This is a genomic window from Actinomadura sp. ATCC 39365 (assembly GCF_054392275.1).
On the sequence record NZ_CP184335.1, the window covers coordinates 3,337,971 to 3,360,000 of the forward strand.

Consider the following 22,030-nt stretch of genomic DNA (forward strand, 5'->3'; position numbering starts at 1 on the left):
GGGACGGCCACCCAATATCCGTGCTTAATGATCAAGGCGTTGGTCAAGTGGGCTGCCCAAACAGGGGTCAGACCGATACAGTCACACGCATCATGAGTTCCCGTCCGGCGCCGTTGATTCCGCCACGGGTCCGCGCGGTCCTGGTGCGGGTGCCGTTCCTGGTGTCCGCCGTCCGGTTCGTCCGGAGAGGGCCGCTGGCCCGTGACCGCAACCTGCTCATCACGCTGACCGTGCTCTCGCTCGTCATCGGGCTGCTGGCGGCGAAGGTGTCCACCGAGTGGTTCTCGCCGTCGCTGCTCATCCTGGTCACCCTGATCGGCGGGCTGCAGCTGCGGCTGCGCAGCCTGGTCAAGCTGCTGGTGGCGGTGGGCGTCGCGCTGACTTACGTCGCGGCCACGCTCGGGGTGGCGCGGGTGGGGCTGGGGCTCACGGTGACGATCGTGTTCACCACCGTGCTCGCCGTGCTCATGGCCCGTACCAGGGGCAAGCTCGGCGTGCAGGGCCTGCGCGGCGACGCGATGCTGCTGGAGCTGCGCGACCGGCTCAGGAGCCAGGGCGAGCTGCCCCCGCTGCCGAAGGACTGGGGCGGCAAGGTGGTGCTCAAGCAGGCCGGAGGCTCGTCGTTCGGCGGCGACTTCCTGGTCTCCATGCGCGACGGCGACTCCGTGGAGATCGCCCTCGTCGACGTCTCCGGCAAGGGCGTCGACGCCGGCACCCGCGCGCTGCTGCTGTCGGGCACGTTCGGCGGGCTGCTCGGCTCGGTCGACGACTTCCTGCCCGCGTGCAACGCCTACCTCCACCGCCAGCGCGGCGACGAGGGCTTCGTGACGGCCGTGCACGTCCGCCTCGACCTCGCCACCGGCGACTACACGATCACCTCGGCCGGCCATCCGCCGGTCGTGAAGCTCGACTCCGGCACCGGCAACTGGCAGGTCGCCTCGGCCAAGGGCGTGGTGCTCGGCGTGGTGCCCGACCTCCACTGCGAGCCCGACAGCGGCACCCTGCGCAAGGGCGACGCGCTGCTGCTCTACACCGACGGCCTGATCGAGCAGCCGGGGCGCGACATCGACGCCGGGCTCGACCGGCTGCTCGGCGAGGCGGAGCGGCTGCTGCCCTCCGGCTTCCGCGACGGCGCCAGGGCGCTGGTCAACGCGATGTCCTCGGGCCACAACGACGACTGCGCGCTGGTGTTGATCTGGCGTCCGTAGTGACGTTTCACACGGGTCAGGTCGTGATGGCGGTCACTGGCAACGGGTTCGGCGGGCTGAGATCATCTGACTGTTCGGGTCCCGGCGGAGCGGCGCGGCTCCACCGGGCCCGTCATCCCGTCCGGTCCCTCACAACCAGCCGCTGTCGCTGGCGATGCGCACGGCGTCGAGCCGGTTGCGGGCGCCCGTCTTGCACATGATCCGCGACAGATGATTGCGGACGGTGCCGACCGACAGGAACAACTGGTCGGCGATCTCCGTCGATCTCGCCCCGCCCGCCGCGATGCGCAGCACGTCGAGCTCCCGCCGGGTGAGCGGGTTGGCGGCCGACTGCAGGGCTGCCACCGCCAGCTCGGCCTCCACCGCCCGCCCGCCCGCGGCGACCTGGCGCACCCCCTCGGCCAGCCGCTCGGGCGCCACCCGCAGGCTCATGAACCCCAGCACGCTCCCGTTGAACGCCCTGCGCACCTGGCCGGGGCTCGGTCGCGCGGAGAGGATCAGCACCGAGCAGCGGGGGACCTGCTCGGTCAGATGCGTGGCGACCGGCAGGCCCGGCAGGTCGAGGTCGACGATCGCGACGTCGGGCGCGCTCGACCGCGCGGCCGGCAGCACACCGTCGGGGCAGCCCGTCTCGGCGACCACCCGCAGGTCGGGCTCGGCTTCGAGCGTGGCCTGCAGACCGCGTCGCACCAAGGGCAGGTGTTCGGCGATGAGTATGCGGATCAAGACGTCCCCCTCCATCGTCTCCCAGGGTGATCGGCTGATCGCTCACTGTCAATGCGGTCCGTTGATTCACCAAAGTGCGGGCAAGCCCGAGGGATGTGATGAGTTCGACTAGTCTGGGAACGTCGAGACCGTCTGTCTGCCTGGAGCGCGCGTAGATGAACTGGCTCTTTGTCGCCGGGATCCTTCTCTTCCTGGTGGGGTTGATGGTCTCCGTCGGCCTGCACGAGGTGGGCCATCTCGTGCCGGCCAAGATCTTCGGTGTCCGGGTGACCCAGTACATGGTCGGCTTCGGCTCTACGGCCTGGTCCATCCGCAGGGGCGAGACCGAGTACGGCATCAAGTGGCTGCCGCTCGGCGGCTACATCCGCATGATCGGCATGCTGCCGCCGCGTCCCGGCGACGACCCCGGCAGGCTGCGGAGCGCGTCGACCGGGCCGTGGCAGGGTCTGATCGAGACCGCCCGCGAGGCCGCCATGGAGGAGGTGCGGCCCGGCGACGAGGACCGCGTCTTCTACCGCAAGAAGTGGTGGCAGAAGATCATCATCATGTCGGGCGGCCCGGCGATGAACTTCGTGCTGGCCTTCATCTTCTTCAGCGTCCTGCTGGTCGGCATCGGCCTGCCGAAGACCGCCCCGATCGTGTCGCCCGACACCAACACGTGCGTGATCCCCACCACCGAGGTGCGCAAGACGTGCGCGCCCACCGACGAGCGCACCCCGGCCGCCAAGGCGGGTGTCAAGGTCGGCGACCGCATCGTCTCCCTCGACGGCCAGAAGATCGCGACCTGGCAGGACGCAACCCGCATGATCCGCGGCCACGGCGCCGGCCCCGTCAAGCTCGGCATCGTCCGCGACGGCAGGCCGATGACGCTCGACGTCGCCCTCATCGCCCGCGACATGGCGAGCCTGACCGACGAGGGCAAGGTCGACAAGGGCGTCGGGTTCCTCGGCGTCGTGCCCTCCCAGGTCTTCGAGCAGCAGAGCATCGGGCAGGTGCCGGGCTACATGAGCGACCTGACCGGCCGCGTCGTGGGCTCGATGGTCAACCTGCCGGCGAAGATGGTCGGCGTCTGGAACGCCGCCTTCTCCGGCGAGAAGCGCGACCCCGAGGGCCCGGTCGGCGTGGTGGGCGCGGGCCGGCTCGGCGGCGAGATCCTGGCCTCCGACATGTCCAACAAGAGCAAGCTGTTCACCTTCGTCAGCCTGCTGGCCGGGTTCAACCTGGCGATCGGCCTGTTCAACCTGATCCCGCTGCTGCCCCTCGACGGCGGCCACATCGCGGGCGGCCTGTGGGAGGGGATCAAGCGCGGCTACGCCAAGATCCTGCGCCGCCCCGAGCCCCGCTACGTCGACATCGCCAAGGTGCTGCCGCTCACGTACGCGATGGCGTTCGTGTTGATCATCATGGCCGGTCTGCTGGTCTACGCCGACCTGGTCAACCCCCTCACGCTCGGCTGACCCGGTCGGCGGCCACCGGCTACCGGGTCTGGCGCACCCCGCGACGCCATACCTCGGCGATGTCGCCGACGGCGGTGACGTCCCGGGTGGCGTCGCCTTCGACCAGCACCAGGTCCGCGCGGAGACCGGGGGCGATCCGGCCCCGGTCGGCCAGCCCGAAGTGCCGGGCGGGCACGCTGGTCGCGGCGGCGAGCGCCTCCTCGGCGCCGAGCCCGGCCTCGGTGAGCAACTGCAGCTCGCGGTGCAGGCCGGCGCCGTGGGCAGGTACGAACGGGGTGGCGTCGGTCCCGGCGAGCAGGGGCACACCCGCGCGGCGCAGGGCCCGCAGCGCGCCGACGGCGTTGGCGGAGCTGCCGGGGCGGGCGCAGTCGGCCGTCTCGACGTGCTGGGCGGTGATCGCCTCGAAGTAGGCCAGCGTGGTCACCACGAAGACCCCCTGGTCGCGTACCCGGTCGGCCAGGCACGGCGAGGCCGGGTCGTCCGGCGCCAGGTCGGTCCACACGTGCGCCAGGCCGTCGACGCCGGCGTCGAGCGCGATCTCCACCTCGGCGGCGGTGATCGCATGAGCGATGACCAGCAGGCCCGCCTCGTGCGCCGCCGCGGCCAGGGCGGCGGCGACCTCCGCCGTCATGACGGGGAGGTCGGCCCCGTGCACGGCGCCGTCGTCGATGACGATCTTGAGGTAGTCGGCCCCCTCGGCCACCCTGGCCTGGACGAACGCCGGCGCCTGCGCGGGATCGGCGACGAAGTCGATCGCCGTGACGTCGAGCCCGTCCAGGACGGTGCCCGCCAGGGCCGCCAGCAGCTGGGTCGGGTGCCCGCCCGGCGCGGTGGCCAGCGTGCCGGCACTGCGCAGGTCGGCCACGTCGTCGTTCTCGGCGGCCAGGCGCCGCTGCCCGGCGAGGAGCTGCGGGAGGCAGAACATGTCGAGCTCGGTGGTGACCCCGTACCGCAGGGCCTGGGCCAGGCTGCCGTCGAACACGTGGGTGTGCGCGTCGATCAGGCCGGGCAGCAGCGTCCGGCCCGTGCCGTCCACCTCGGCATCGGCCGGGTGGTCCGCGCCGGTGCCGACAGCGGCGATGAGACCGTCCTCGATCAGCACGTCGGCGGTCGCGATGGTGTGCTCGCCGTCGAACACCCTGACGTCGCGGATCAATGTACGCATCGAAGCTCTCCCTTGTGAGTCGTGACGCCACCACAGAGGGGCAACCGTCCGGGAACTGTGACATGAGTGGCATAGATCACGCTTGATGCGGTCATGTCACAATCGCCGCGCGACGGGACTCTTCGGTTGCGACAGATGAGGAGGCACGCCATGACACCGACCCCGCGGCACCCGGCCGACGCCGCCACCGAGCAGTTCCTCGGCTACCGCGAACTGCTGTTCTCCGTGGTCTACAACATGCTCGGCAGCGTCGCCGACACCGAGGACGTGCTGCAGGAGGTGTGGCTGGCCTGGTCGGCCAGGCACCGCAGGCCGGACGCCGGAACCGTGGAGAACGTCCGGGCCTATCTGGTGCGGATCGCGGTGAACCAGGCGCTGGCCCGGCGGGTGGACCTGAGCCGCCGCCAGGAGACCTACGTCGGCGCCTGGCTGCCGGAACCGCTGGTCACGGCCTCGGACAACGCCGGAGGCGCCGCCGGGAGCGGGGAGTCGTTGTCGATGGCGGTGCTGGTCGTGCTGGAGACCCTGTCACCGCTGGAACGAGCGGTCTTCGTGCTGCACGAGGTGTTCGGCTTCAGCCATCCGGAGACGGCCGACATCCTCGGGCGTACGCCGGCGGCGGTCCGGCAGCTCGCGGCCCGTGCGCGCCGCCACGTCCATGCTCGCCGTCCTCGTCACCGGACCGAACCCGACGTCCACGCCGAGGTGACCGAACGGTTCGCCGCGGCCGCCCTCGGCGGTGACCTGCGCGCGCTGCTGGAGGTGCTGGCGCCGGACGTGACCTTGTGGACCGACGGCGGCGGCAAGGGACCCGCCACCAGCCTGCACCCGGTCCACGGCCGGGACCGGGTGGCCGCGCTGTTCATGTCCGTCGCCGCGACGCTGACCCCGGGCGCGGTGGACCTCCGCTACCGGTGGGTGGCCGGCGACCCGTGCGCGCTCGTCTTCTCCGGTGACGGCCCGCTGGCCGTGGTCGTCGTCGACCTCACGCCCGAGGGCGACCGGATCGCCGCCGTCTACTCGGTCACCAACCCCGACAAGCTCACCGGCGTCCGCTGAGCCGCCGGACGCGGCTAGTTCATCGAGATGTGCACGTGGTCGTAGTGGTTCTCGGTGATGCTGCCGCGGTCGGACATCGAGCGCCAGCCCGAGCCCTGGTTGATGCGCTGCTTCCAGATCACGTACTTGACGCCCAGCTTGGCCTTGTTCTTCAGCGCCCAGTCGGCCAGGCGGTCGCCGAGGGCGTTGTTGACGGCGCTCGGCATGGTGCCGCCCGTGCTCATCATGAAGTCGCAGGCCCGGCCGAGCGGGTGCTCGCCGCTGGAGCCGGACCGGAAGCAGCCCACCTCGTACGGCAGCGAGAAGTTCTTCCGCACCTGCGCCCGCATCAGCTGGGTGCGCGGCGTGATGTTGTCCGAGCCGGACGGCAGCTCGGGCGCCCAGCTCCCGTCGGACTTCTTGCCCGGCCCGAACGGGACAAGGTCCTGGAGTTTCTTCTTGATGTCGTCGATGACGTCCTGGGCGTCGTCGCGCTGCTCGGCCACCTCCGCCGTGCCCGCCTTGAGCTCCGTCGCGAGCGCGGCGGCGGCCGTGGCGGCCTTCTTCTGGTCGTCGCGGGCCTTGGCCACGCTGTCGACGACCGCCTGCTGCTCGGCGGTGAGCTGTTCGAGCACGGCCGCGCCGCCGCCGTCCGGGGTCATCATGAACGCCGGCAGGGAGGTGTCGCCGTTCTGGTAGCGCAGCCGGGCGATCTCGGCGACCCGCTGCTCGGCCGTGGCCACCGCCTGCTCGGCGGCGGTGAGCCGCTGCTGGGCCGCGGTGGCGGCCTGCTGGGCCTTGGCCAGCTCGACGCGCTTGAGGTTGTACGTCTCGATCAGCTTGTCGACCTTGCGGTTGAGCTGCTTGAGCTGGGCCCGCAGCTGCGCCTCCGACGGCTTGGGCGCGGCCGAGACGGCGGCTGACGCGGCGGCCGGATGGACGAGCAGGGCGGTGGCGGTGATGAGACCGACGGCAAGACTCGCGGGGGACGAAGCCGCCACGTGGTTGTTCCTCTCCCTCTGCCGGCCGGGTTAGCTGACGGGTTCGGGCACGGGAGCAGTCCCTACCACTTGCGCGGATTCACCCCGGATGCGATGGGTCCCCGGCTCCCGGGCAACACGCCCGGGATTAGGCGTACAACGGCCGTTATGGCCGATGTCTAACGGGATATTAGTGGTAGATCACGAGTCATGCGACTTTAATGAGAAACCAATTAGTGATCAATCCGTGATCGCAACATGCGTGCCGCCTCCTCCGGCAGCACGTCGTTGACGAAGGCGCCCATGGCCGACTCCGAGCCCGCCAGGTACTTCAGCTTCCCTGGCGCCCGCCTGATGCTGAACAGCTCCAGGTGCAGGTAGGCCAGCTCGCGGCCGTACCGCACCGGCGCCTGGTGCCAGGCCGAGATGTACGGCATCGCCACCCCGAACAGCGCGTCGAGCGCCCGCAGCACCGAGGTGTACAGCGATGCGAACGCGGCCCGCTCCTCCTCCGACAGCGCCGCCAGGTCGGGCACCTGCCGGTGCGGATACACGTGCACCTCGAACGGCCAGCGCGCGGCGGCCGGCACGAACGCCGTCCAGAGCTCGTTGGCGGCCACCACCCGGGTGCCGGCGGCCCGCTCGGCGGCCAGCACGTCGGCGAACAGGTTGCCGCCCGTGTGCCGCGAGGCGGCCCCGAGCTGGAGCTTGGTGCGCGGGGTCACGTAGGGGTAGGCGTAGATCTGCCCGTGCGGGTGGGGGAGCGTGATGCCGATCTCCTCACCCCTGTTCTCGAAGCAGAACACCTGCTCGACGCCCTCGATGCCGGACAGCTCGGCCGTCCGGTCGGCCCACGCCTCCATGACCAGCCTGACCTGGGCGTTGGAGAGCCTGGAGAAGGAGGAGGAGTGGTCGGAGGTGAAACAGACCACCTCACACCGCCCGACACCCGGCCGCACCTCACTCAGGCCGCCGACATCCCCATAAGTCCCAAAATTTCCGGAGAAAGAGGGGAAGCGGTTCTCGAACACCACCACGTCATAGTCGTGGGCCGGGATCTCCGACGCCCGAGTGTCGGACGACGGGCACAACGGGCACTCGTCGGCCGGCGGCAGGAACGTCCGCGTCTGCCGGTGGCCGGCGATCGCGATCCACTCCTCGGTCAGCGGGTCGTAGCGCAGCTCGGAGGCCACCGGCCGCGGGTCGAGCGGCCGCCGGTCGATCGCGCTCCGGTCGGCGTCGTCGCGCCGGTCGAAGTAGATCAGCTCTCGGCCGTCTGCCAGGTGGGTGATGGTGCGCTTCAAGGCGTGCCCTCCGCGATGATCAGTTCTCCGGCCCGTTCGGCCAGCTCGGTGCGTGCTTCCTCGGGCAGCCCCGCGTCGCTGATGACCACGTCGGCCTCGGTCAGCTCGGCGATCGTGCTGATGCCGACCGTGTTCCATTTGGTGTGGTCGGCGGGGACCACCAGCCGGTGCGCCGCGGCCACCAGCTCCCTGTCGGTCTCGGACTCCAGCAGGTTGGGCGTGGTGAACCCGGCGCGCAGGCTCATGCCGTGCACCCCGAGGAAGAGCGTGTCCACGTGCAGGCGGCGGATCGCCGCCACCGCCACGGGGCCGACGAGCGCGTCGGAGGGCGTGCGCACGCCGCCGGTCAGCACGACCGTGCGGTCGGCGCGCGGGTTGCGGTGGAAGACCTCGGCGACGGGGATCGAGTTGGTGATCACGGTCAGCTCGGGCACCGTGACCAGGTGGTGGGCCAGCGCCCACGTGGTGGTGCCGGCGGAGAGCGCCACGGCGGTGCCCGGCCGTACGAGGGTGGCCGCGTGCCGCGCGATGGCTTCCTTCTCCTGCTGCTGGCGGGCGGACTTGGCGGTGAAGCCCGGCTCCTCGGTCGAGCCAGGGCCGAGGGCCGTCGCGCCGCCGTGGACCTTCTCCAGCAGCCCGCGCTCGGCCAGCACCTCAAGATCACGGCGTATCGTCATGTCGGAGACGCCGAGCTCGCGCACGAGGTCGGCCACCCGGACGCCGCCGCTGCTGCGCACGCGTTCCAGGATCGTCTGCTGACGCTGCTGTGCGAGCACGCCCACCCCTTCCAACAGATTCCACCAAATTATGACACGAGTTTGTTGAGGAATGTTAGGTCACGGCGTATCGCTTGTGCGACGCGCGGGCAGGGGAGACCTTGTAGGTCACGATCCCGACCGTCGGAGGTGAGCCCATGGCGAAACGCGCACGCAAGGGCAGGGGGCGCAAGAAGAAGAAGGCGAACCACGGGAAGCGCCCGAACGCGAACTGAACACGGGTGGCCGCGATCCCGCGGCCACCCGTTGTCAGCTCAGCCGGGCAGCTCGGTGAGCGCCTGGTCGAGGCGTTCCTGCGGAAGTGTGTAGTCCTCCAGTTCGCCGGCCAGGTGGCGGTCGTAGGCGGTCAGGTCGAAGTGGCCGTGCCCGCACAGCGCGGTGAGGATCACCTTCTCCTCGCCGCTCTCCTTGCAGCGCAGCGCCTCGGCGATGGTCTCGGCCAGCGCGTGCGTGGGCTCGGGGGCCGGGACGATGCCCTCGGTACGCGCGAAGCGCACGCCCGCCTCGAAGCACTCGCTCTGGGTACGGGTCACCGCCTCGAACAGCCCCAGCTCGTACATGTGGGACAGCAGCGGCGCCATGCCGTGGTAGCGCAGCCCGCCGGCGTGGATCGGGTCGGGGACGAAGGAGTGCCCGAGGGTGTGCATCTTGAGCAGCGGAGTCAGCCCGGCGGTGTCGCCGAAGTCGTAGGCGTACACGCCGCGGGTGAACGAGGGGCAGGCGGCCGGCTCGACGGCCCTGAACCGAGTGCCGATCCGTCCGGCCAGCTTCTCGCGCAGGAAGGGGAAGGCGAGGCCGGCGAAGTTGGAGCCGCCGCCGGTGCAGCCGATGACCAGGTCCGGCAGCTCGGGCAGCTGCGCCAAGGCCTCCTCGCCGATCACCGTCTGGTGCATGAGGACGTGGTTGAGCACCGAGCCGAGCGCGTACCGGGCCTCGGGGTTCGCGGCGGCCACCTCGACCGCCTCGCTGATCGCCAGCCCCAGGCTGCCGGGGGAGGCGGGGTCGTCGGCCAGCGCCTTGCTGCCCGCGCCGGTGAGGGGGGAGGGGCTGGGGTGGACGGTGGCGCCGTACACGCGCATGAGCGAGCGCCGGTACGGCTTCTGGTCGTAGGACGCGCGAACCATCCAGATCCGGCATTCGATGTCGAACTGGGCGCAGGCGAACGCCAGGGCCGACCCCCACTGTCCCGCGCCGGTCTCCGTGGTCAGCAGCCGCACGCCTTCCTTGGCGTTGTAGTACGCCTGCGGCACGGCGGTGTTCGCCTTGTGCGACCCGGCCGGTGAGACGCCCTCGTACTTGTAGTAGATGCGGGCCGGCGTGTCGAGCGCCTTCTCCAGCCGGTGCGCCCTGATCAGCGGCGTGGGCCGCCACAGCCGGTAGACGTCGATGACCTCCTTGGGGATGGGCACGTAGCGGTCGCCGCTGACCTCCTGCGCGATGAGCTCCATGGGGAACAGCGGCGCGAGGTCGTCCGGCCCGACGGGACGGCGGGTGCCGGGGTGCAGGGGCGGCGGAGGCGGCACGGGAAGATCGGGAACGATGTTGTACCAGTTGCCAGGGATCACCGTTTCAGTTTGAGCCGCCCCTGTGAGCCGTCAAGGGTATGGACGCGGACACGTTCCTTCTTTACCTTGGTTGAAACAGTTCACAGGAGGAGCGTATGAAAATCGATGCGGTCGTGTTCGACATCGGCGGGGTGCTGGAGCTGACGCCGTCCCTGGGCGTGACGGCCAGGTGGGAGGACCGGCTCGGCCTGCCCGCCGGTCACATCGACGCCCACCTGGAGCCGACCTGGCTGGCCGGCGCGGTCGGAGAGGTGACGGAGGAGCAGGCCGGCGCCGAGGTGGCCGAGCTGCTGGGCGCGCACGCCGTGGCGTTCATGGCCGACGTCTGGACGGAGTACCTCGGCACCCCCAACACCGAGCTCATGGCGTACCTGGGCGCCCTGCGTCCGCGCTACCGCACGGGCCTGGTGAGCAACAGCTTCGTCGGCGCCAGGGAACGCGAACAGGCCGCGTACGGCTACTCCGGTCTGGTGGACCACATCGTCTACTCGCACGAGGCGGGCATGCGCAAACCGGACCCGCGCATCTATCTGATGGCCTGCGACGTCCTCGGCGCCGACCCCGCCGCCACGGTGTTCCTCGACGACCACGAGCCGTACGTCGAGGGCGCCCGCGCGGCCGGCCTGCACGCCGTGCGCTTCACCTCGAACGCCCAGGCCGTCGCCGAGCTGGACGCGCTGCTCGGGCTCAGCCGTCCGTCAGCACCGCCGGCCGGTCCGGATGGTCGGCCCTGACCACCACGTCGGCGGCCCGCTGGGGGCGCGCCTCCCGTTCGTACCGCTCGTAGGCCGGCAGCCGCCACCGCTCGTCCTGCGGGGTGCGCCGCGCCAGCGCCCCCGCCGACAGCCACACGTGCACGCTCACCTCGAACGGCAGCCCCCGCCCCAGCAGCAGCGTCCCGTCCACGAGCACCACCCCGCCCGGCGCCAGCTCCCGGTAGGGCAGCCGGTACGCGCGATCGATCCCGCTGTCCCACAACGCCGGCAGCACCCGCCCCGAGCCGCCCGGCTCCAGCGGTTCGAGCACCTCGCGCAGCAGGCCCTTGACGTCGAGCCAGTCCTCGTAGAAGACGTCGGGATCGGTCCGGCCGTGCTCCAGCCGCAGCGAGGCCGGCCGCAGGAAGTCGCCCGCCGACACCCGCAGCACGGGCCGGCCGCGCAACCGCAGGGGCGCGACCAGCTCGTCGGCCAGCGCGCCGGGCCCCGCCGCGGGCGCCCCGTCGACCGCCACCCGCACCCAGGCGTCCCTGGGCCGCGCGGCGACGAGCTCGGCCAGCTCCTCGACGAGCGCCTCCCGGGAGATCGGACGTGCACGCATCGACGCCAGCCTACGCCCCCGAAGATCACAAAAGGCCAGGCCCCCAGACCTGGCCTTTCACCTGCAGTGCGGAGCCGGCGACCGTGATCATCCGGAGTTGAGTCCCACCGGAGGTTGCTCTTACCGTCGAAGGTCTCCTGGCGCCAAAGCGATGGCGCCGAGCATGAAGCCCACGCTCACCAGCGCAATGGGGGTTCCTGCCTCATGCATGTCAGTCGGCGCCCGGGCCGCATGCTCGCGCGGGTGCGGCGGCACTGCAAGCTCCCGAGTTGTGCCCGTGCCAGGATGACCACATGGACCACTGGGGGCCTGTACCGGACGACGGCCTCTCGCTCCTCGTCGGTCGCGAGGTGTCAGCAGTCTGTTTTGTGCGGGATTACGTTGAGCTGCAGTTCGACGGTGCGATCCTTCGGGCCTTCGCCGATCCGTTCGGTTTGTACGGATGCTGGGGCTGGCGTTTTCCGCATGGCAACGCACCTGTGGTCATGCGCCACTACATCGGTCACGTGATCGACGGCTACGAGATGGTGCCGGCCAGGCTCCTGGCAGTTGACTTCGGGGAGCACCGGTTCGCGATCCCGCTGGACGAAGATTCCCGTGCCGGTCACGAAGCCGCGCATCTCGTCATCCGCGAGGACGCCGCTCACGACGGGCGGCACGGCACGTGGATCTGGTGAAGGCTGCGCCCTGAGCAAGTGCTCTCGTCGGAAGCCTGGTGAGTGGCGCGGCGGTCACGCCGACGAGGCGAATAGAGAGACAAGATCGGATAACAGTGAGGCCCAGGCTCGGGATCAGCTCCCGGACCTGGGCCTTCGTGCTTGGAGCGGACGACGGGAATCGAACCCGCGTAGCTAGTTTGGAAGACTAGGGCTCTACCATTGAGCTACGTCCGCGCGAACCGGTCGAACTCTGGTCTAGACTTCATCCGGTCGTCAGGGCGTAAGCGTACCGGAGTAACGGAGCGCATGCGCACCCGGCGAGGCGGGGCGTGGCGCAGCTTGGCAGCGCGCTTGCTTTGGGAGCAAGAAGTCGCAGGTTCAAATCCTGTCGCCCCGACCAGGTCAGCGGGCCCTCTCCGACACGGAGGGGGCCTCTTGCCTTTCCAGGACGCACGCCGAAGCCGGACGAACTGCCCACTAAGGTCGAGGCGTGACAGACAATCGTGTACCCCCTCCCTTCGCCGGCGACGAACGGGCCATGCTCGACAACTGGCTCGAATGGCATCGCGGCACGTTGGCCGTCAAATGCGCCGGCCTGACCGACGAGCAGCTCAGGCTCCGCTCCGCCGAGCCGTCCACCATGTCGCTGCTCGGCCTGGTCCGGCACCTGGCGCACGTGGAGCGCGTCTGGTTCCGCCGCGTGCTGAACGGCGAGGACATTCCCCGCCTCTGGAACAAGGACGTCGACAACGACGCCGACTTCAACGACGTGGACGACGCCTCGGTGGAGGAGGCGTTCGCCACCTGGCAGGACGAGATCGAGCGCGCCCGCGCCATCTCGGCCGCCAAGCCCCTCGACGCCGTGGGCGACCGTAACGGCCAGGACTGCACCCATCGCTGGATCCTCGTCCACATGATCGAGGAGTACGCGCGCCACAACGGCCACGCCGACCTGCTGCGCGAGCGCATCGACGGCGCCACCGGCGAGTAGCGGCAGGCGGGGGCTCAGCCCTCTTCGGCGCCCTCTTCGGCGCGGAACAACGCCCACACGGCCTTGCCGCCGCGGTCGAGCGGGTCCCAGCCCCAGCACTGGCTGTAGGTCTCGACGATGTAGAGGCCGCGTCCGTTCTCGGAGATGAAGTCCGGCTCCTTGCGGCGCGGCACCTCGTCGCTCGGGTCCGCCACCGCCAGCAGCACGTGCGGCGACACGCGCATCAGCAAGAGCTCGATCTCCCGCCGGCCGGCCGCGTACATCGCGTACCTGACGGCGTTCGTCACCAGCTCGGACACCACGAGCGCGGCGTCGTCGCTCAGCTCGTGCAGGCCCCATCCCCGCAGCGTGGAGCGGGTCACGTCCCTGGCGGTCTTCACCGAGTCGGCCTGGAAGGGCAGGGGGCACGCGGTCGTGTTCGGCTTCCCACCCTTGAGCAGGTGGTCGAATCCCACCTCACGGGTGATCTGCAGGCAATCGGCAGTGGCCAGAGGATCCTCCACCATGCCGCCGATACCTCCCCGTAGCTCTCGGTTTAGTGCATGTTTGGCCCACAATGCACTAAGCCATCATGGGTCACGAACGCGGCGGCTGCAAGACCCAAATGCACGTGCAGCTGCAATGTGCAACAGCATGCGCCTTTTGGGGCAAATCTCTCCTAATCGGACACGAGGTTGAGACCTTGTCATACCCGGCAATGTGGTGTCACTGTGTGTGCGGACCTTGATAGGAGGCAAAGTGACGCAGAACCAGCCGGGTTCCGGGCCGACGGCGCTGCGCATCCTCCTGGGCTCCCAGCTGCGAAAGCTCAGGGAGGCGAAGAACGTCACCCGCGAGGAGGCGGGCCACCTCATCAGAGGCTCCGAATCCAAGATCAGCCGCATGGAACTGGGCCGGGTGGGGTTCAAGGAACGTGACGTCTCCGACCTGCTGACCCTGTACGGCGTCGTGGACCCGCAGGCGCGAGCCGCCGTCCTCGACCTGGTGGCCACCGCGAACGAACCCGGCTGGTGGCACCGGTTCAACGACGTCCTGCCCACGTGGTTCCAGGCATACGTCGGCCTTGAGGAGGCCGCCGCCCGGATCAGGACCTACGAGGTCCAGTTCGTGCCGGGACTGCTGCAGACCAAGGAGTACGCCAGGGCGGTCGTCACCGCCGGAGCGGCGGGCATCGCGGCGGAGGAGATCGCCAGGAGGGTCGACCTCAGGCTCGAACGCCAGCGCATCTTCGACCGGCCGGACGGCCCCGTCTTCTGGGCCGTGATCGACGAGGCGGCGCTGCGCCGGCCCATCGGCGGCGTCGAGGTCATGCGCGCCCAGCTCGAACACCTCATCGACCTCATGCGGCAGCCCAGCATCACCATCCAGATCATGCCGTTCAGCTTCGGCGGCCACAGCGCCGAGGGCGGCGCCTTCAGCATCCTGCGCTTCCCCGACCGCGACCTGCCCGACGTCGTCTACGTCGAGCAACTGGCCAGTGCGCTGTACCTGGACAAGCGTGAGGACGTGGACCGATACACAGAGGTCATGGAGCGGCTGTGCGCCGTGAGCACCACTCCTGATGAGACGATCGATCTGCTGCGGACGATCGCCGAGGAGTTCTGACGGCGACGGCGTCGTTGTTCGGTACGCATCTGCCCTAGACTGGCCATCGGCGTTGGATCCCGCCGTGGCGGAGCATGCCCAACGCCGCTCATGTGGGCGCGGCGCGTGAGCCGTACCGAATGGACGCGCCCGCGATCACTCGTAGCTTGATCAAGGAGACCATTCCGTGAAGACCGCTGTCGAGGAGCTCAGCCCGACCCGGGTCAAGCTCACCGTCGAGGTGCCGTTCGAAGAGCTGCGCCCGAGCATGGATGCGGCGTACAAGAAGGTCGCGCAGCAGGTGCGCGTCCCCGGGTTCCGGCCTGGCAAGGTTCCGGCCCGCATCATCGAGCAGCGCTTCGGCCGGGCGGTAGTGCTGGAGGAGACCCTCAACGACGCGGTGCCCAAGCTCTACGGCCAGGCCGTCGACGAGGTCGACGTGTTCCCGGTGAGCCAGCCCGACATCGAGGTCACGAAGATCGACGACGGTGAGCAGATCGAGTTCACCGCCGAGGTCGACATCCGGCCCAACTTCGAGGTGCCCGACTACCAGGGCGCCGAGATCACCGTCGACTCCGCCGAGGTCTCCGACGAAGACGTCGACGCCCAGCTCGACTCGCTGCGCCAGCGCTTCGCGACGCTGACCGGCGTCGAGCGCGCGGCCGCCAACGGCGACTTCGTGGTGATGGACCTGCGCGCCGAGATCAACGGCGAGAACATCGAGGAGCAGCAGGCCAGCGAGGTCTCCTACGAGGTCGGCGCCGGCTCGGTGCTCCAGGGCCTCGACGACGCCCTCGCGGGCATGTCCGCGGGCGAGGAGAAGAGCTTCAAGACCGAGCTCGTCGGCGGCGAGAACGCCGGCGAGGAGGCCGACGTGATCATCAACGTCAAGTCGGTCAAGGAGAAGGTGCTGCCCGAGCTCGACGACGAGTTCGCCCAGCTCGCCAGCGAGTTCGACACGCTCGACGAGCTCAAGGCCAGCATCCGCGAGCAGGCCCGCCGCAACAAGCTCATCGACCAGGTCGTCCAGGCCCGCGAGAAGGCCCTCGACGCGCTGCTCGAGAAGATCGACATCCCGCTGCCCGAGAGCGCGCTCAAGGCCGAGGTCGACGCCCGCAAGCACAACCTCGACCACCAGATCGCCGAGAGCGGCCTCAGCCGTGACGCCTTCTTCCGTCTTTACCAGACGACGGAGGAGGAGCGTTTCGCCGAGTTCGACAGCAACTCCGCCAAGGCGCTCAAGGTCGGCTTCGTGCTTGACAAGATCGTCAAGGCCGAGGAGCTGGGCGTCAACGAGCAGGAGCTGACCAACTTCGTGGTGCGCCGCGCCATGGAGATGGGCGTCCAGCCCAACGAGCTGGCCAAGCACCTGGCCGACAACGACCAGCTCACGCTGGCCATGGTCGAGATCGTCCGTGACAAGGCCAAGTCCGTCCTGGGCGACGCCGCCAAGGTCGTCGACGGCGAGGGCAACGAGGTCGACCTCAAGGCCATCTACGCCGAGATCAACGGCGCCCCGGTCGAGGACGAGGCCGACGAGGCCGCCGAGTCCGAGGAGAAGGCCGAAGCCTGACCTTCCTTCCCCGAAGCCCCCGCACCCCATGGGTCCGGGGGCTTCGGCGTCTTCCGGCCTCGGCGGCGCGCCACGCGCGTCCTCGAGGCGACCGAGCGCGTGTACGCGCCCAGAAGGCTCCTGACGATCCCGCGGGGTGCGGTCGGTCCCTCAGGTGCGGGGACCGCCCTCCGAAGCCTTGACAGCCCCTCACCGCCACCGCCCGCGCGACCGCTTCCCCGCCACGGGACGGCGTCCACCGGTACGCAACCCCACAAGCTCCACGAGCCCCATCAGCACGGAACCATCCCCGCCGAAACGCCCACAGAGCCGGACCACGAGCTGGACGTGGAGGAACGGCGTAGGCTGACAGAAGACCGGTCACCCAGACCTGCGCCGTCAGCGAACAGTACGGGGGACCGGGCATGACCTGTGGGCGTCGCGCGTTAAGGTCACAAGCAAAGCCAATCACTTACGACGCATCGGAAGGTGACGCTGTGACCAGCCCGCCGACCTTCTATCAGCCTGAGTCGCGAGGCCGTGAGAACGGCTCGTCCTTCCGGCTTGAGGACCAGCTTTACCAGCGCCTGCTGCGTGAGCGCATCATCGTGCTCGGTCAGGAGGTCAACGACGAGATCGCCAACCGGATCTGCGCCGAGCTGTTGCTGCTCGCGGCCGACGACCCCGAGCGCGACATCACGCTGTACATCAACTCGCCGGGGGGCTCGGTGAGTGCCGGTATGGCGATTTACGACATGATGGAATATGTGCCTAACGACGTGTCCACGGTGGTGATGGGCATGGCCGCCTCCATGGGGCAGTTCCTGCTCACCGCCGGCGCCCGCGGCAAGCGCTACGGCCTGCCGCACGCCCGCGTCATGATGCACCAGCCGTCCGGCGGCATCGGCGGCACCGCGGCCGACATCGCCATCCAGGCGGAGCAGATGCTCTACGTGAAGAAGACGCTCGCCGAGCGGATCGCCTTCCACACCGGGCAGCCGCTGGACCAGATCGAGTCCGACTCCGACCGTGACCGCTGGTTCACGGCCGAGGAGGCGAAGGACTACGGCTTCATCGATCACGTGGTGCGCAGCGCGCGGCAGGTGCCCTCCGTGGGCCCGGTCTCCTAGGGGGAGCTGACATGAACATCCAGAGCCGTTACGTTCTCCCCTCCTTCGTCGAGCGCACGTCCTACGGCGTGAAGGAGATGAACCCGTACAACAAGCTCTTCGAGGACCGCATCATCTTCCTCGGAGTGCAGATCGACGACGCGTCGGCCAACGACGTGATGGCCCAGCTGCTGACGCTGGAGTCGCTCGACCCCGACCGTGACATCAGCATCTACATCAACTCGCCCGGCGGCTCGTTCACGGCCATGACGGCGATCTACGACACGATGCAGTTCGTCCGGCCGGAGATCCAGACCGTCTGCCTCGGCCAGGCCGCGTCCGCCGCGGCCGTGCTGCTGGCCGGCGGTACCCCGGGCAAGCGCTTCGCGCTGCCCAACGCCCGGGTGCTGATCCACCAGCCCTCCACCGAGGGCGGTGGCCAGGGAAGCGACATCGAGATCCAGGCCCGCGAGATCCTCCGCATGCGATCCCTCCTCGAGGACATCGTGGCGAAGCACACGGGCAAGGCCTCCGCCGACATCCGCAAGGACATCGAACGCGACAAAATTCTCAACGCGGACGAGGCAAAGGCGTATGGTCTGATCGACGACATCATCCCGACCAGGAAGAAACGAGCTCAGGCCGTCGCTTCCTAGTTGAGATGTGACGCACCGGAGCGCTGCCCAATAGGGCACGTTCCGGTGCGACTCGCCGCTAGGGGGCTCACTGAGGGCCCAGAAGACGGTAACGTCGAAACCTGAGCGGTTCGGCCTAGTCCGGAGGATGTCCGGAGACACTGCTCGCGTGAGCAGGGCGGTCCCACGCAAAGGAGTATCTGGGGTGGCACGCATCGGCGACGGGGGAGACCTGCTGAAGTGCTCTTTCTGCGGGAAGAGTCAGAAGCAAGTCAAAAAGCTCATTGCCGGTCCAGGCGTCTACATCTGCGATGAGTGCATCGATCTCTGCAACGAGATCATCGAGGAGGAGCTCTCCGAGTCCTCCGAGCTCAAGTGGGACAACCTGCCCAAGCCGAGGGAAATCTACGAGTTCCTCGACGCCTACGTCATCGGACAGGACAAGGCGAAGAAGGCGCTCTCGGTGGCGGTCTACAACCACTACAAGCGGGTGCAGTCCGGCGACCGGGGTAGAGACGACGGCCTTGAGCTGGCCAAGAGCAACATCTTGCTGCTCGGGCCGACCGGGTCGGGAAAGACTCTCCTCGCACAGACTCTGGCGAAGATGCTCAACGTGCCCTTCGCCATCGCCGACGCGACGGCCCTCACCGAGGCCGGGTACGTCGGCGAGGATGTCGAGAACATCCTGCTCAAGCTCATCCAGGCCGCCGACTACGACGTCAAGAAGGCCGAGACGGGCATCATCTACATCGACGAGGTCGACAAGATCGCCCGCAAGAGCGAAAACCCGTCGATCACCCGCGACGTCTCCGGCGAGGGCGTGCAGCAGGCGCTGCTGAAGATCCTCGAAGGCACGACGGCCTCGGTGCCGCCGCAGGGCGGGCGCAAGCACCCGCACCAGGAGTTCATCCAGATCGACACCACCAACGTGCTGTTCATCTGCGGTGGCGCCTTCGCCGGCCTCGAGAAGATCATCGAGTCGCGCATCGGCAAGAAGGGCATCGGCTTCAACGCCATCATCCGCTCGAAGGAAGAGGTCGACACGGCCGACATCTTCGGCGACGTGATGCCCGAAGACCTGCTGAAGTTCGGCATGATCCCCGAGTTCGTCGGCCGCCTGCCGGTCATCACCTCGGTCCACAACCTCGACCGCGAGGCCCTCATCCAGATCCTCACCGAGCCCCGCAACGCGCTGGTCAAGCAGTACCGCAAGCTGCTGGAGCTCGACGGCGTGGAGCTGGAGTTCACCGACGGCGCCCTGGAGGCCATCGCCGACCAGGCCATCCTGCGCGGCACCGGCGCCCGCGGGTTGCGCGCCATCCTGGAGGAGGTGCTCCAGTCCGTCATGTACGAGGTGCCCTCCCGCCAGGACGTCGCCCGCGTGGTCATCACCCGCGAGTCGGTGCTGGAACACGCGATCCCGACGCTCGTCCCGCGCGACCAGCTCGCCGCCAAGCAGCAGCGCACGCCGCGCGAGAAGTCGGCCTGACCGTCTTACGAAACGCCCCCGGGATTCAACCCGGGGGCGTTTCGCTTGTCCGGCTCCCTAGAATTGGTCACTGTGACCACGCAAGAGCTGCCCACCCAATACACGCCGGCCGACGTCGAGACCCGTAGCTACGAGCGCTGGGTGTCCGAAGGCTACTTCCACGCCGACCCGAGCAGCTCGCGCGTGCCGTACAGCATCGTCCTCCCTCCGCCCAACGTGACGGGCGTCCTGCACATCGGCCACGCGCTCGACCACTCCGTCCAAGACGCGCTGACCCGCCGCGCCCGCATGCAGGGCCGCGAGACGTTGTGGCTGCCCGGCATGGACCACGCCGGCATCGCCACCCAGAACGTCGTGGAGCGCGAGCTGGCCAAGCAGGGCCTGTCCCGCCACGACCTGGGCCGCGAGGCGTTCGTGGAGCGCGTGTGGGAGTGGAAGGAGGAGTCCGGCGGCAGGATCCTCGGCCAGATGCGCAAGCTGGGCGACGGCGTCGACTGGGAGCGCGAGCGCTTCACCATGGACCCGGGGCTGTCGCGGGCCGTCCAGACCATCTTCAAGAAGCTCTTCGACGACGGGCTCATCTACCGCGCCGAGCGCATCATCAACTGGTGCCCGCGCTGCCTGACCGCGCTGTCCGACATCGAGGTCGAGCACAGCGAGGACGAGGGCGAGCTGGTCTCGATCCGCTACTCCGACGAGATCGTCGTGGCCACCACCCGCGCCGAGACCATGCTCGGCGACACCGCCGTGGCCGTCCATCCCTCCGACGAGCGCTACGCCCACCTGATCGGCACGATGGTCGAGGTGCCGCTGACCGGCCGCATGATCCCCGTGGTCGCCGACGAGCACGTCGATCCCGCCTTCGGCACCGGCGCGGTCAAGGTCACCCCGGCCCACGACCCCAACGACTTCGAGATCGGCCGCCGTCACTCGCTGCCGTCCCTCACCGTCATGGACGAACGCGGCGTCATCACCGCCCACGGCCCCTTCCTGGGGCTCGACCGCTTCGAGGCGCGCCCGGCCGTGGTCGCCGCGTTGCGCGCCGAGGGCCGCATCGTCGCCGAGAAGCGCCCCTACCTGCACTCGGTCGGCCACTGCTCGCGCTGCAAGACCGTGGTGGAGCCGCGGCTGTCGCTGCAGTGGTTCGTCAACGTCTCGCCGCTGGCCAAGGCCGCCGGCGACGCCGTGCGCGACGGCCGCACCCGCATCCACCCGCCGGAGCTGGCCAAGCGCTACTTCGACTGGGTCGACGACATGCACGACTGGTGCATCTCCCGCCAGCTGTGGTGGGGCCACCGCATCCCGGTCTGGTACGGCCCGGGCGGCGAGGTCGTCTGCGTCGGCCCCGACGAGGAGCCGCCGGCCGGCTACACCCAGGACTCCGACGTCCTCGACACCTGGTTCTCCTCCGGGCTGTGGCCGTTCTCCACGCTCGGCTGGCCCGACTCCACCCCGGAGCTGGAGAAGTTCTATCCGACCTCCGTGCTCGTCACCGGCTACGACATCCTGTTCTTCTGGGTGGCCAGGATGATGATGTTCGGCCTCTACGCCATGGACGGCCGTCCGCCGTTCCAGACCGTGGCCTTGCACGGCATGGTCCGCGACCAGTACGGCAAGAAGATGTCGAAGTCGTTCGGCAACGTGGTCGACCCGCTCGACTGGGTCGAGCGTTTCGGCGCCGACGCCACCCGCTTCACGCTGCTGCGCGGCGCCAACCCCGGCGCCGACGTGGCGGTGAGCGAGGAATGGGCGGCCGGTTCGCGCAACTTCTGCAACAAGATCTGGAACGCCACCAGGTTCGCGCTGATGAACGGCGCGGCGGTGGGCTCGCTCGACGGGCTCGAGCTCACCGCGGCCGACCGCTGGATCCTCTCGCGCCTGCAGACCGTGGTGAGCGCCGCCGACGCGGCCTTCGACGAGTACGAGTTCGCCAAGGCCTCCGACCTGCTCTACCACTTCGCCTGGGACGAGGTCTGCGACTGGTACCTGGAGCTGGCCAAGATTCAGCTCGGGGAGGGGCTCGAACACACCCGGCTCGTGCTCGGGCACGTGCTCGACGCGCTGCTGCGGTTGATGCATCCGCTGGTGCCGTTCGTCACCGAGGAGTTGTGGCGGGCGGTGACGGGTGGCGAGTCGATCGTCGTCGCCCCCTGGCCGCAGAGCGACGCCCGCTACACGGATCCGGCGGCCGAGGCCGAGATCGACGCTCTGCAGGAGCTCGTCACCGAGGTCCGCAGGTTCCGTTCCGATCAGGGGCTCAAGCCCGGCCAGAAGGTGGCCGCCCGTCTGGGGTTGTCCGGCACGCCGCTGGAGGCCCAGGAGAGGGCGATCCGCGCGTTGCTGCGGCTGACGGAGCCGGCTGAGACGTTCAACGCCACAGCGCGCTTCAGCGTGGGCGCGGTGACCGTGGAGATCGACACTGCGGGCGCCATCGACGTCGTGGCCGAGCGCAAGCGTCTGGAGAAGGATCTGGCC

Annotated in this window: 21 protein-coding genes, 2 tRNA genes and 1 riboswitch (1 of these 24 running past the window's edge); of the genes, 14 read left to right on the forward strand and 9 right to left on the reverse strand. The window is 69.2% G+C overall.

The genetic code is table 11. The features are described 5' to 3' along the window. The first annotated feature begins 92 nt into the window (after positions 1-92). Positions 93-1,208: a PP2C family protein-serine/threonine phosphatase gene (locus ACNF49_RS16650; RefSeq protein WP_352323620.1), complete on the forward strand. Its 1,116-nt coding sequence runs from the start codon at positions 93-95 to the stop codon at positions 1,206-1,208. 129 nt (positions 1,209-1,337) lie between these two features. Here the strand turns inward: ACNF49_RS16650 and ACNF49_RS16655 are convergent, their stop codons facing one another. Further along, positions 1,338-1,934, reverse strand: coding sequence for a response regulator transcription factor (locus ACNF49_RS16655; RefSeq protein ID WP_357980482.1), 597 nt, complete (start codon positions 1,932-1,934; stop codon positions 1,338-1,340). 155 nt (positions 1,935-2,089) lie between these two features. Between ACNF49_RS16655 and ACNF49_RS16660 the strand changes: the two genes are divergently transcribed. Beyond that, positions 2,090-3,391 (forward strand): M50 family metallopeptidase, encoded by a 1,302-nt coding sequence (locus ACNF49_RS16660; protein WP_357980480.1) that lies wholly within the window; start codon positions 2,090-2,092, stop codon positions 3,389-3,391. 19 nt (positions 3,392-3,410) lie between these two features. Here ACNF49_RS16660 and ACNF49_RS16665 read toward each other — a convergent pair whose 3' ends face one another. After that, complete coding sequence (locus tag ACNF49_RS16665) at positions 3,411-4,556, reverse strand: amidohydrolase family protein (RefSeq protein ID WP_482944268.1); 1,146 nt, start codon at positions 4,554-4,556, stop codon at positions 3,411-3,413. Between the two features lie 150 nt (positions 4,557-4,706). Here ACNF49_RS16665 and sigJ point away from each other — a divergent pair, with 150 nt between their 5' ends. Beyond that, complete coding sequence (gene sigJ / locus ACNF49_RS16670) at positions 4,707-5,615, forward strand: RNA polymerase sigma factor SigJ (protein WP_482944269.1); 909 nt, start codon at positions 4,707-4,709, stop codon at positions 5,613-5,615. 14 nt (positions 5,616-5,629) lie between these two features. On the opposite strand, the gene ACNF49_RS16675 is transcribed toward sigJ, so the two are convergent. From ACNF49_RS16675 to ACNF49_RS16685, 3 genes are all read right to left on the reverse strand, one after another. Continuing rightward, entirely contained in the window at positions 5,630-6,595 is a 966-nt protein-coding gene (locus ACNF49_RS16675; protein ID WP_358009124.1) for a coiled-coil domain-containing protein, read from the reverse strand. Between the two features lie 5 nt (positions 6,596-6,600). Next, positions 6,601-6,739: riboswitch (cyclic di-AMP (ydaO/yuaA leader) on the reverse strand. A gap of 68 nt (positions 6,740-6,807) precedes the next feature. Beyond that, a complete protein-coding gene (gene galT / locus ACNF49_RS16680; protein WP_482944270.1) occupies positions 6,808-7,878 on the reverse strand; it encodes a galactose-1-phosphate uridylyltransferase in 1,071 nt (356 codons plus the stop codon). Then, positions 7,875-8,654, reverse strand: coding sequence for a DeoR/GlpR family DNA-binding transcription regulator (locus tag ACNF49_RS16685; protein WP_357980467.1), 780 nt, complete (start codon positions 8,652-8,654; stop codon positions 7,875-7,877). Before ACNF49_RS16685 ends, galT begins: the two co-directional genes overlap by 4 nt. 137 nt (positions 8,655-8,791) lie before the next feature. Between ACNF49_RS16685 and ACNF49_RS16690 the strand changes: the two genes are divergently transcribed. Then, positions 8,792-8,869, forward strand: coding sequence for a 50S ribosomal protein bL37 (locus tag ACNF49_RS16690; RefSeq protein WP_482945536.1), 78 nt, complete (start codon positions 8,792-8,794; stop codon positions 8,867-8,869). A gap of 39 nt (positions 8,870-8,908) precedes the next feature. On the opposite strand, the gene ACNF49_RS16695 is transcribed toward ACNF49_RS16690, so the two are convergent. Then, entirely contained in the window at positions 8,909-10,219 is a 1,311-nt protein-coding gene (locus tag ACNF49_RS16695; RefSeq protein ID WP_357980464.1) for a TrpB-like pyridoxal phosphate-dependent enzyme, read from the reverse strand. Between the two features lie 95 nt (positions 10,220-10,314). On the opposite strand from ACNF49_RS16695, the gene ACNF49_RS16700 reads away from it, so the two are divergent. Next, entirely contained in the window at positions 10,315-10,953 is a 639-nt protein-coding gene (locus ACNF49_RS16700) for an HAD family hydrolase (protein WP_482944271.1), read from the forward strand. Here the strand turns inward: ACNF49_RS16700 and ACNF49_RS16705 are convergent. Then, complete coding sequence (locus ACNF49_RS16705; protein WP_482944272.1) at positions 10,907-11,536, reverse strand: nucleoside/nucleotide kinase family protein; 630 nt, start codon at positions 11,534-11,536, stop codon at positions 10,907-10,909. The two genes, ACNF49_RS16700 and ACNF49_RS16705, sit on opposite strands and share 47 nt — an antisense overlap. A 293-nt stretch (positions 11,537-11,829) precedes the next feature. Here ACNF49_RS16705 and ACNF49_RS16710 point away from each other — a divergent pair, with 293 nt between their 5' ends. After that, entirely contained in the window at positions 11,830-12,213 is a 384-nt protein-coding gene (locus ACNF49_RS16710; RefSeq protein ID WP_482944273.1) for a hypothetical protein, read from the forward strand. A 142-nt stretch (positions 12,214-12,355) separates the two neighbouring features. Here ACNF49_RS16710 and ACNF49_RS16715 read toward each other — a convergent pair. Then, positions 12,356-12,429: transfer RNA gene (locus tag ACNF49_RS16715), tRNA-Gly, on the reverse strand. 89 nt (positions 12,430-12,518) lie between these two features. On the opposite strand from ACNF49_RS16715, the gene ACNF49_RS16720 reads away from it, so the two are divergent. Together ACNF49_RS16720 and ACNF49_RS16725 are read left to right on the forward strand one after the other, a co-directional pair. After that, a tRNA-Pro gene (locus tag ACNF49_RS16720) sits at positions 12,519-12,595 on the forward strand. A 90-nt stretch (positions 12,596-12,685) separates the two neighbouring features. Continuing rightward, entirely contained in the window at positions 12,686-13,186 is a 501-nt protein-coding gene (locus tag ACNF49_RS16725; protein ID WP_357980455.1) for a DinB family protein, read from the forward strand. Positions 13,187-13,200: 14 nt separating this feature from the next. Here the strand turns inward: ACNF49_RS16725 and ACNF49_RS16730 are convergent, their stop codons facing one another. Continuing rightward, entirely contained in the window at positions 13,201-13,692 is a 492-nt protein-coding gene (locus ACNF49_RS16730) for an ATP-binding protein (protein WP_357980452.1), read from the reverse strand. Between the two features lie 232 nt (positions 13,693-13,924). Between ACNF49_RS16730 and ACNF49_RS16735 the strand changes: the two genes are divergently transcribed. From ACNF49_RS16735 to ACNF49_RS16760, 6 genes are all read left to right on the forward strand, one after another. Further along, on the forward strand, positions 13,925-14,791 hold the full coding sequence (locus tag ACNF49_RS16735) for a Sco1979 family transcriptional regulator (RefSeq protein ID WP_352360394.1): 867 nt from the start codon (positions 13,925-13,927) through the stop codon (positions 14,789-14,791). Positions 14,792-14,957: 166 nt separating this feature from the next. Next, the gene (gene tig, locus ACNF49_RS16740; RefSeq protein WP_357980449.1) at positions 14,958-16,343 is read left to right on the forward strand and encodes a trigger factor; all 1,386 of its coding nucleotides are present in this window, start codon (positions 14,958-14,960) and stop codon (positions 16,341-16,343) included. A 476-nt stretch (positions 16,344-16,819) separates the two neighbouring features. Next, positions 16,820-17,452 carry a ClpP family protease gene (locus ACNF49_RS16745; RefSeq protein WP_352323605.1) on the forward strand — a complete coding sequence of 211 codons (633 nt, stop codon included), beginning with the start codon at positions 16,820-16,822 and terminating at the stop codon, positions 17,450-17,452. Positions 17,453-17,463: 11 nt separating this feature from the next. Further along, complete coding sequence (locus ACNF49_RS16750; protein ID WP_352323604.1) at positions 17,464-18,087, forward strand: ATP-dependent Clp protease proteolytic subunit; 624 nt, start codon at positions 17,464-17,466, stop codon at positions 18,085-18,087. Between the two features lie 184 nt (positions 18,088-18,271). Next, complete coding sequence (clpX, locus tag ACNF49_RS16755; RefSeq protein ID WP_185067261.1) at positions 18,272-19,555, forward strand: ATP-dependent Clp protease ATP-binding subunit ClpX; 1,284 nt, start codon at positions 18,272-18,274, stop codon at positions 19,553-19,555. 63 nt (positions 19,556-19,618) lie between these two features. Beyond that, positions 19,619-22,030, forward strand: partial view of a valine--tRNA ligase gene (locus ACNF49_RS16760; RefSeq protein ID WP_482944274.1) — the 5' portion only. It continues 162 nt past the right edge of the window; the window shows 2,412 of its 2,574 coding nt (coding positions 1-2,412); the start codon lies at positions 19,619-19,621; its stop codon lies beyond the right edge, outside the window.

What these genes read in the sequence shown, in the direction of transcription:
- ACNF49_RS16700 (WP_482944271.1), top strand. Translation starts at nt 10,315, where the DNA reads ATGAAAATCGATGCGGTCGTGTTCGACATCGGCGGGGTGCTGGAGCTG.
- ACNF49_RS16660 (WP_357980480.1), top strand. Translation starts at nt 2,090, where the DNA reads ATGAACTGGCTCTTTGTCGCCGGGATCCTTCTCTTCCTGGTGGGGTTG.
- ACNF49_RS16730 (WP_357980452.1), bottom strand. Translation starts at nt 13,692, where the DNA reads ATGGTGGAGGATCCTCTGGCCACTGCCGATTGCCTGCAGATCACCCGT.
- ACNF49_RS16690 (WP_482945536.1), top strand. Translation starts at nt 8,792, where the DNA reads ATGGCGAAACGCGCACGCAAGGGCAGGGGGCGCAAGAAGAAGAAGGCG.
- ACNF49_RS16705 (WP_482944272.1), bottom strand. Translation starts at nt 11,536, where the DNA reads ATGCGTGCACGTCCGATCTCCCGGGAGGCGCTCGTCGAGGAGCTGGCC.
- sigJ (WP_482944269.1), top strand. Translation starts at nt 4,707, where the DNA reads ATGACACCGACCCCGCGGCACCCGGCCGACGCCGCCACCGAGCAGTTC.
- ACNF49_RS16665 (WP_482944268.1), bottom strand. Translation starts at nt 4,556, where the DNA reads ATGCGTACATTGATCCGCGACGTCAGGGTGTTCGACGGCGAGCACACC.
- ACNF49_RS16750 (WP_352323604.1), top strand. Translation starts at nt 17,464, where the DNA reads ATGAACATCCAGAGCCGTTACGTTCTCCCCTCCTTCGTCGAGCGCACG.
- ACNF49_RS16650 (WP_352323620.1), top strand. Translation starts at nt 93, where the DNA reads ATGAGTTCCCGTCCGGCGCCGTTGATTCCGCCACGGGTCCGCGCGGTC.
- ACNF49_RS16710 (WP_482944273.1), top strand. Translation starts at nt 11,830, where the DNA reads ATGGACCACTGGGGGCCTGTACCGGACGACGGCCTCTCGCTCCTCGTC.